This window comes from Pedococcus sp. P2_E4 (assembly GCF_056403935.1).
On the sequence record NZ_JBFUEO010000038.1, the window covers coordinates 21,155 to 29,239 of the forward strand.

Below are 8,085 nucleotides of genomic sequence, written 5' to 3' on the forward strand. Positions count from 1 at the left end.
GCGCGGGCGGCACCTTCGTGTCCCGCACCGTCGGGTGCCGTCGGGTGCCGTCGGGTTTGGACCGTCGGGTCAGGCCCGCGGTCAGCGACCGCGGCCGTCGCGACGCTGCTCGCGGCGTTCGTCGAGTCGGTCCTGCAGGCGCTCCCACGGCTGGCGCAGGGCGCGCCCCAGGGCGCCACGACGTTCGCGCCACTCCGTGACGCCCTCGGCCGGCCACCACGTCGCCCGGAGCCGGTCCTTGCGGCGCCGCACACCCGACACCGCCTTGACCACCAGCTGGGTCTCCTCGCGGATGTCGGTGACCGTCGTGCCGGGCCGGGCATAGCGGGAGCGTTCCACGCCGTCGACGATGCGGCCGAGGGCCTGGTTCTGCTCGCCCTCGAGGTAGGCCTCGCGTTGGAAGAACCGGCCCGCCTGCCGTGGCGTGCTGCCCCGCGGCGGTATGACGCCGAGGTCGCCGATGCGCTCCACCATGGCCTGCCACTCCACCTCGACCCGGCGCGCGTCGTCGGGCGCCTCGCGCAGGCGACGCCGCAGGCGGCTGCGGGCCGCCAGGGGGACGGCGAGAGCGCCCATCAAGCCCACCAGCAGACCCAGCGCCAGCCACACGAGCGTGGTGCGGGTCTGGGGGCCGAGGTACCGGTCGAACAGGGACCGGTCGCCAGTGCCGGTGATGGCGCCCGCCGAGCCCGGGTCGTTGGCGCCGTCCCGGCTGGACCTCGTGGGCGTGCTGGTGGCGCCACCCGTCGACGTCGCCGTCTCGGAGTCGGATCCCGGAGTCGTCGGCGGCAGCGAGTACCCGGGGGCGATGGTGTTCTGCGTGCCGGACGGCGTCGGCTCGAAGCGCAGCCACCCCACCCCCTGGAAGTACAGCTCGGGCCACGCGTGGGCGTCGGAGGCCCGCACGGTGTAGCTGCCCTGGAGGAGGCTGCCCGGCAGGAAGCCGATCGCCAACCGTGCGGGGATGTCGGCGGCCCGGGCGAGCATCACCATGGCCGTGGCGAACTGCACGCAGTAGCCGACCTTCGTGCGCAGGAACAGCGAGATCGCGTCGGGCCGCTCGGCCTGTCCGAACTCGTTGGTCACGGTGTCGGGCAGCTGGAGGGAGTAGGAGAAGCCGCCGTCGGTCCGCAGGTACTTCTGGATGGCGCGGGCCGCCTCGATCCGATTGGCGTCCGTGGGGACGACCGTCGACACCGTCTCCGTGAGCAGCCGGGAGGACGCCGGGTCGACGAGCAGGTCCTCGCTGCGGACGCCGGCGGAGCCGCTGGCGACGGCCTGGTTGAGGGCCGCCTCCGAGGGGCGCAGCTGCAGGTAGCTGAACGAGTAGGTGCTCGCGGCCCGGTTGACCATGGCCACCGAGGTCTTGGCGTCGACCCCCCACGGCACGCGGTCGAGGTCACCCGAGACGACAGGGGTGGGGGCGGCGATCTGAGGTGCCTCGAGGCGGGAGTCGTCCACCGAGATGCGGTAGGTCTCGCGGGGCACGCTCGCGTCGAGGTCGGGCGGCAGGGGCACCGAGGTCCGCCGGCCGTAGGCGACGTCGGGACGGGTCGGCGTCCACTGGTCGTTGGCGTAGTTCTCGAGCACGGTGACCCGCAGCGGGGTCAGCGTCGGAGCGTTGGTGGTGTAGGTGAGGACGGGTGACTTGGACGGGTTGGACAGGCTCTTCTGCAGGTCCAGCGTGGTCTTCAGCCCGATCTGGCCGTCGCTGAACCCCGTGGCGTTGGCCGACCGACCCAGGCCGTCGATGAGGAACCGCGTGGGGAAGTGGGGGATCACCACGGGCAGCACGAGGGCCGTGACCAGACCGGCGACCCCGAGGGTGCGGCCCACGGCGGCATAGCCGTACGCGCCGTCGCGGTCGTCGTTCGCACGTCGGCCCGTGACGTTCATCGGCACCGTGGTGCTCCACCGTCGCAACGAGGCGATGCCCTGTCGGCCCAGCATGAGCATCCAGATCCCAGCGGCGGCGACGAAGTACACCGGGGGCAGCGATGAGCCGCTGTTGCTCGCCGACAGCAGGAAGGCGGTCAGCAGTGGCAGTCCCGCCATGGCGGGGGAGCGGCGCATCACGGCGAGGTGGTCGACGATGATGGCAGCGATCGCGATCGCCAGCCCGATGCCGAGGATGACACCGCGGCCGGTCGGGGCCGGCGCGGAGTAGTTCTGGATGGTCTGGCGAGCGTCGTAGAGCAGGAAGTTGAACGTCCGGAGCATGTCGTACGTGGGCAGCCCGTGCCACAGGTGACCTCTGCCGTAGAGGCCTCCCGAGGCCAGCACGACCCCGGTCAGCTGGGCGAGCACGACGAGCACCCAGCTCGTGGTCACCAGTCGCGCGAGCATCCCGCAGACCACCACGACGGCGATGATCGCCAGGGTCGGGCGAACCCACGTGGTGGGGGTGAAGAGGGTCGAGACCGGCCACGCCACGACGGCGGTCGCCAGACCGGCCAGGAGCGACTCCGGGACCCGAGCGCGGCTCATGCCACACCCACCCGGTGACCCGTGCCGGACAGGACCGCCCAGACAGCGTCAATGGTGTCGCCGGCCCCGACCACGGTGACGGTCCAGCCCGCACCGCGCAGGACCGGCACGCAGGGCAGTTCCTTGGTGCTGTGGCCGGGTCGGCGCCGGGTGGCGGTGAAGCCGTCCGGGTCGAGCACGATCGCCAGCGCCACGCCGCCCGGCTGGCGCAGCGAGGCGACCCGCCTGGCGACCTCCTCGTCGAGGTCGGTGACGACGGCCAGGACGAGGCCGCCCGAGGCCGTGACGGGGTGGGTGGACTGCAGGACGTCGGCGAACTGGTCGTCCGTGCCCGGCTCGGCCATCGCGAGGATGTCGAGCAACGGGTCGAGCTCCATCGCCATGGCCGTCTGGCTCTCCTCGGCGGACTCGTCGCAGACGAGGTGCACGGCATACCCCTGCTCGATGAGGTGGGCGGCCACGGAGGCGCACGCCGTGACGGCCCACTCGAACGAGCCCGAGCTGCCGGAGCCGGTGTGCCCGCGAGCCCGCGAGTCGAGGACGATCGCCGCGCGGCGACGCGCTGGGCGGTCCTCCTGGCGGACCATGAGGTCGCCGGTCTTGGCGGTGGCCGGCCAGTGGATGCGGCGCAGGTCGTCACCGTCGCGGTAGGCGCGGATCGACACGTCGTCCTCGCCGTGCAGGGCGACCATGTGGGGGATGGCGCCCTCGGCGCCGACGCCACTGCCCGGCGGACGGGCGCCGCCCAGCGGGACGATCTTGGGCAGGACCAGGACGTCGCTCGAGCCGGAGATGGCCGCGACGCGGGTGCTCAGCCCGAACGGGTCACGCAACCGGACACCCAGCGGGCCGAGGCGGTGCCGCCCGCGGACGTGCGAGCGCACCTGGTAGTGCACCTCCTGGCGGTCGCCGCGCCGCAGCCGGGGCACGACGAACCGTGGCCGGTCGCCGAGGGCGTAGTCGAGCTGTTCCTCGGCCATGAGCAACGGGCTCGTGCCACCGCCGGCGTTCTCGATGCTCAGCGTGACCAGCGACTGCTGGTCGACCTGGATGCGCCCGGGCACTGCGGTGCGTTCGAGTGAGAAGCGCAGGTCGTGACGCCGCATCAGCGCGCCGCTGAGCAGGGGGAGCGCGACGAGGAGCACGCCGATGCGGGTCAGGTCGGTGAAGCCGAGCCCGATGCCGCACAGCACCAGGGTGAGCCCCGCCGCGACGAACGCACGCCCGCGGGTGGTGAGGAGGTCTCGAAGCCTGCGCACGGGCCTGCCTCAGCGTCCGGAGGCCGGGACCGGCACCCGCCGCATGAGGTCCTGCAGCACCTCGCCCGTGCTGCGACGGGCCAGCTGGGTCTCGCCGGTGGGGATCATCCGGTGGGCGAGCACCGGCAGCACGATCGCCTGGACGTCGTCGGGCAGCACGTGGTCGCGGCCCTCGAGCGCGGCGTGCGCCCGCGACGCGCGGAGCAGGTGGAGCGTCGCGCGAGGTGACGCGCCCAGCCGCAGGGCCGAGCTCGACCGCGTAGCCGACGACAGGTCGACGACGTACTGCTTGATGGCGTCGCTGGTGAACACCGACCGGACGGCCTTGACCATGGCGCTGATGGTCGCGGCGTCCGTGACGGGGCTCAGTGTCTCCAGCGGCGACACCTGGCCGTGCGTGTCGAGCATCGCGACCTCGGCCCGGGCCGACGGGTAGCCGAGGGAGATCCGGGCCATGAACCGGTCGCGCTGCGCCTCGGGCAGGGGGTAGGTGCCCTCCATCTCGATGGGGTTCTGGGTCGCCATCACGATGAACGGCTTGGGGAGGTCGTAGGTCTGGCCGTCGACCGTGACCTGCCCCTCCTCCATGGACTCGAGCAGGGCGGACTGGGTCTTCGGCGAGGCGCGGTTGATCTCGTCGCCGACGACGACGTTCGCGAAGATCGCACCCGGACGGAACTCGAAGTCGCGCACGTCCTGGTTGAAGACGCTGACCCCGGTGATGTCGCTGGGCAGCAGGTCGGGGGTGAACTGCACGCGCCGCACCGAGCAGTCGATAGAGCGGGCGAGCGTCTTGGCGAGCATCGTCTTGCCGACGCCCGGCACGTCCTCGAGCAACAGGTGGCCCTCGGCGAGCAGCACCGTGATCGCGGTGTGCACCACGTCGGGCTTGCCCTCGATGACGGAGTTCATCGCCTTGGCCAGCCGGGCGGCGATCTCGGTCACCTCGGTGAGTGAGGCGGGGGAGCCGGCCGGCAGCGAGAGCAGGTGCTCGGCTGCGGCGCTCTGCTGTCCGCTCTGGGGGTTGGTGTGGTGCTGGACCTCGTCGCCGTGCCTGGCTTGCACTGTCTTCCCTTCCGTCGTCCCACTCCGCCACCGGGTCGCCGCACGGCCCCCCGCGGATGGTGGGTCGATCTTCCCCCACTTCGCACCACCGGGACAGGGGGTATGCCGTGTCGTGACCTCCCCGCGCAGCTCTCACGCCCTGCGCGGCACCGCGGGTGCGCGATCTCGCAGCGATCCCGCGCCGCTCGGCCGCCGTCGACACCCTGGCTGGCCCTCGTGGCGAAATCTCGCTCCACTTTGCACCACGGGGGTTGACCTGCGCAAACATGCCAACTACCCCGAGATTTCTGCCGAATGTGGTGTAAGGAGGGATGATGGTGGAGTAAAGTGGGGGAAACGAGAGGGTCGTGGGGCCCTTGGGTCGGCAGCAGGGGAGGTGGGCAGCGATGTTTCTCGGCACGCACACCCCCCGCCTCGACGACAAGGGGCGGCTCTTCCTCCCGGCCAAGTTCCGCGAGCGGATGGCCGACGGCCTGGTCGTGACCCGTGGCCAGGAGCGGTGCCTCTATGTCTTCCCCATGGACGAGTTCCTCAAGGTGACCCAGCAGATGCAGGCCGCCCCCACGACGAGCAAGCGCGTCCGCGACTTCACCCGTGTCTTCCTGTCCGGCGCCTCCGACGAGGTGCCCGACAAGCAGGGTCGGGTCACGATCCCGGCCACGCTGCGCGAGTACGCCGGCCTGTCCCGTGAGTGCACGGTCATCGGCGCCGGGTCACGGGTCGAGGTCTGGGACACCGCCGCCTGGACCGCCTACCTCGACTCGACCGAGCAGGGCTTCGCCGACCAGTCCGAGGAGGTGATCCCCGGACTGCTCTGAGGACACCGCCGCCCACGCATCGCCGCCGCCCGACAACGACCGACCACAGACCGACCGACCACAGACCGACCGACCACAGACCGACCGACCACAGACCGACCGACCACCGCAGGACCACGGAACCGGCCCTGCAGCCAGGTCTCCAGCCGCTTCGCATCCCGGGACGACTTCCCCCGTCCCGGGCCGCATCCCTTGGAGCGGATGGAGACCTGACCGCAGGACGGCCCGCCCAGCACCCCGAACCACCCGCCGAAGAACCACACCGCGAAGAACCACACGACGAAGAACCACACGACGAAGAACCGAAGCACCCGTCACCCAGCAGGGCCCAGCAGCAGGAGAGCACGATGAGCGCACGAGGAATGGCCGCCGACCGGCACGTTCCCGTCATGCGCGACCGCATCGTCGAGCTGCTCGCGCCGGCCCTCACCGCCCCCGGGTCGGTCTACGTCGACGGCACCCTCGGGATGGGTGGGCACGCCGAGGCGATCCTCCAGGCATGCCCCGAGGCCCACGTGGTCGGGATCGACCGCGACACCGAGGCCCTCGAGCTCGCCGCCCAGCGGCTGGGTGACTACTCGGGGCGCACCACGTTCGTGCACGCGGTCTACGACGAGGTCCCGGAGGCGTTGGCGCAGAACGGGATCGACCACGTCGAGGCTGCACTCTTCGACCTCGGTGTCTCGTCGCTCCAGCTCGACGAGGTGGACCGCGGCTTCTCCTACAGCCACGACGCACCCCTGGACATGCGGATGGACCAGGAGTCCGGCATCACCGCCGCCGAGGTCCTCAACACCTATGCCGCCGCGGACCTCGAGCGGGTCCTGCGCGAGTACGGCGAGGAGCGGTTCGCCCGCAAGATCGTCGGCGTCGTGGTCCGCGAGCGGGAGGTCGAGCCGTTCACGACCTCGGCCCGGCTCGTGGACCTGCTCAAGAAGACCGTGCCCGCCGCCTCGCAGAAGAGCGGGGGACACCCGGGCAAGCGGACCTTCCAGGCCCTGCGGATCGAGGTCAACGCCGAGCTCTCGGTCTGGGCGCGTGCCCTGCCGCGGGCGATCGACGCCCTGTCGGTCGGCGGCCGGGTCGCCGTCCTGTCGTACCACTCGCTCGAGGACCGGATCACCAAGCGGGTCCTGGCGCAAGGGTCCCGCAGCCGGGCCCCCGAGGGGCTCCCGGTCGAGCTGCCGGAGCACGCGGCATACCTGCGGTTGCTCACGCGCGGCGCCGAGGAGGCGAGCGCGCAGGAGCAGGCGAGCAACCCGAGGTCGGCGTCCGTGCGGCTGCGTGCCGCCGAGCGAACCCGGAGCACCACGACCAGCACCACCAGCACGACCACCCGCACGAGCACCACCACGAAGGGACCGCACCGATGAGCCAGCAGACCGCGACCGCAAGGGTCGCCGTTCGGGCGCCGTCGCGCCGGCAGGGCTCCCCGCAGCCCCTGCGCGTGGTGCCGGCAGCGGTGGGCCAGCCGGGCAACGGCCTCTTCGCCGCGCTGTGCATGCTGCTGCTGGTCGGGGGCCTGGTCTCGCTGCTCATGCTCAACACCGCCATGGCGGAGGGGTCCTTCACCCTCGACCGGCTGCAGAACACCTCCGGCGAGCTCGCCGACACCCAGGACGCCCTCACGCAGGCCATCGACGCCCAGCGCAGCCCGGGCAACCTCGCGAGCCGGGCCACCAAGCTCGGCATGGTGCCGGCCGACTCGGCCGCGTTCCTTCGACTGTCGGACGGCAAGGTCCTCGGCGTGGCGGCGGCGGCCACGAAGGACGGCGGCTTTACCGTGGTGACCGCCCCGCAGGCACCGTCGCTCGCGGCGGTGGCCAAGGACACGGGGCCCAGGACGACGGTGACCAAGAAGGGGGCAGTGACGACGACGACCGTGGTCGTGGCCAAGCCGGACGGGTCGGTCGTCACCACGGTCACGAGCGTCAACGCCGTCACCAAGACGACGACGAGCACCTCGACCACGAAGTCGCCGGTGAAGAAGGCCACCAAGCCGACCAAGGTCGCCAAGCCCAAGCCCACGAGCCCGAGCCCTGCGACGACCCCGGCGGACTGACCAGCCGCCGGACCCCGCACCGACCAGCCGACCCCGCACCGACACATGCCTGTGTCAACAGAGAGGTAACCGTGACGCAGACCCGAGGCCCACGCCCCGGACCGGCGCGTCAGCGACCCTCCGCGGAGGGGCAGCCCGGTGGCCGGCGCGCCCAGGAAGCCCCCACGAAGGCCCGCCCGGCAGCCAAGAGCGCGTCACCCAAGGGCACGGCCACCAGGAGCACAGCTACCAGGAGCACAGCTACCAAGGGCACCGCGGCCAAGAACTCGGCGGCCAAGAACTCGGCGGCCAAGAACTCGGCGCAGGGCACGGCAGCCAGGAATGCCCCGAGGGGCGGCGCGCCCAGGGGTGGCAACCCCAAGGGCGCCCCCACCGCCCAGCGCAGGCGACCGGC

6 protein-coding genes and 1 pseudogene are annotated in these 8,085 nt (G+C 72.0%); 4 read left to right on the plus strand and 3 right to left on the minus strand.

All coding sequences use genetic code 11. The features are described 5' to 3' along the window. Positions 1–81: 81 nt before the first annotated feature. The 3 genes from AC1DV7_RS15060 to AC1DV7_RS15070 are packed head-to-tail and all read right to left on the minus strand — an operon-like array spanning position 82 to position 4,724. The gene (locus tag AC1DV7_RS15060; protein WP_477597950.1) at positions 82–2,487 is read right to left on the minus strand and encodes a transglutaminase TgpA family protein; all 2,406 of its coding nucleotides are present in this window, start codon (positions 2,485–2,487) and stop codon (positions 82–84) included. Continuing rightward, positions 2,484–3,746 (minus strand): DUF58 domain-containing protein, encoded by a 1,263-nt coding sequence (locus AC1DV7_RS15065; protein WP_477597951.1) that lies wholly within the window; start codon positions 3,744–3,746, stop codon positions 2,484–2,486. Before AC1DV7_RS15065 ends, AC1DV7_RS15060 begins: the two co-directional genes overlap by 4 nt. 9 nt (positions 3,747–3,755) lie before the next feature. Next, positions 3,756–4,724: an AAA family ATPase gene (locus AC1DV7_RS15070; RefSeq protein WP_477597956.1), complete on the minus strand. Its 969-nt coding sequence runs from the start codon at positions 4,722–4,724 to the stop codon at positions 3,756–3,758. Between the two features lie 473 nt (positions 4,725–5,197). Here AC1DV7_RS15070 and mraZ point away from each other — a divergent pair, with 473 nt between their 5' ends. The 4 genes and pseudogenes from mraZ to AC1DV7_RS15090 form a co-directional block, all read left to right on the plus strand. After that, a complete protein-coding gene (gene mraZ, locus AC1DV7_RS15075) occupies positions 5,198–5,629 on the plus strand; it encodes a division/cell wall cluster transcriptional repressor MraZ (protein ID WP_477597952.1) in 432 nt (143 codons plus the stop codon). Between the two features lie 347 nt (positions 5,630–5,976). Then, positions 5,977–7,002 carry a 16S rRNA (cytosine(1402)-N(4))-methyltransferase RsmH gene (gene rsmH, locus AC1DV7_RS15080; protein ID WP_477597953.1) on the plus strand — a complete coding sequence of 342 codons (1,026 nt, stop codon included), beginning with the start codon at positions 5,977–5,979 and terminating at the stop codon, positions 7,000–7,002. Beyond that, positions 6,999–7,691: a cell division protein FtsL gene (gene ftsL / locus AC1DV7_RS15085; protein WP_477597954.1), complete on the plus strand. Its 693-nt coding sequence runs from the start codon at positions 6,999–7,001 to the stop codon at positions 7,689–7,691. The genes rsmH and ftsL overlap by 4 nt, the downstream gene beginning before the upstream one ends. A 71-nt stretch (positions 7,692–7,762) precedes the next feature. Continuing rightward, a pseudogene (locus AC1DV7_RS15090) lies at positions 7,763–8,085 on the plus strand (hypothetical protein); the annotation flags it as partial.

What these genes read in the sequence shown, in the direction of transcription:
- AC1DV7_RS15060 (WP_477597950.1), bottom strand. Translation starts at nt 2,487, where the DNA reads ATGAGCCGCGCTCGGGTCCCGGAGTCGCTCCTGGCCGGTCTGGCGACC.
- mraZ (WP_477597952.1), top strand. Translation starts at nt 5,198, where the DNA reads ATGTTTCTCGGCACGCACACCCCCCGCCTCGACGACAAGGGGCGGCTC.
- rsmH (WP_477597953.1), top strand. Translation starts at nt 5,977, where the DNA reads ATGAGCGCACGAGGAATGGCCGCCGACCGGCACGTTCCCGTCATGCGC.
- ftsL (WP_477597954.1), top strand. Translation starts at nt 6,999, where the DNA reads ATGAGCCAGCAGACCGCGACCGCAAGGGTCGCCGTTCGGGCGCCGTCG.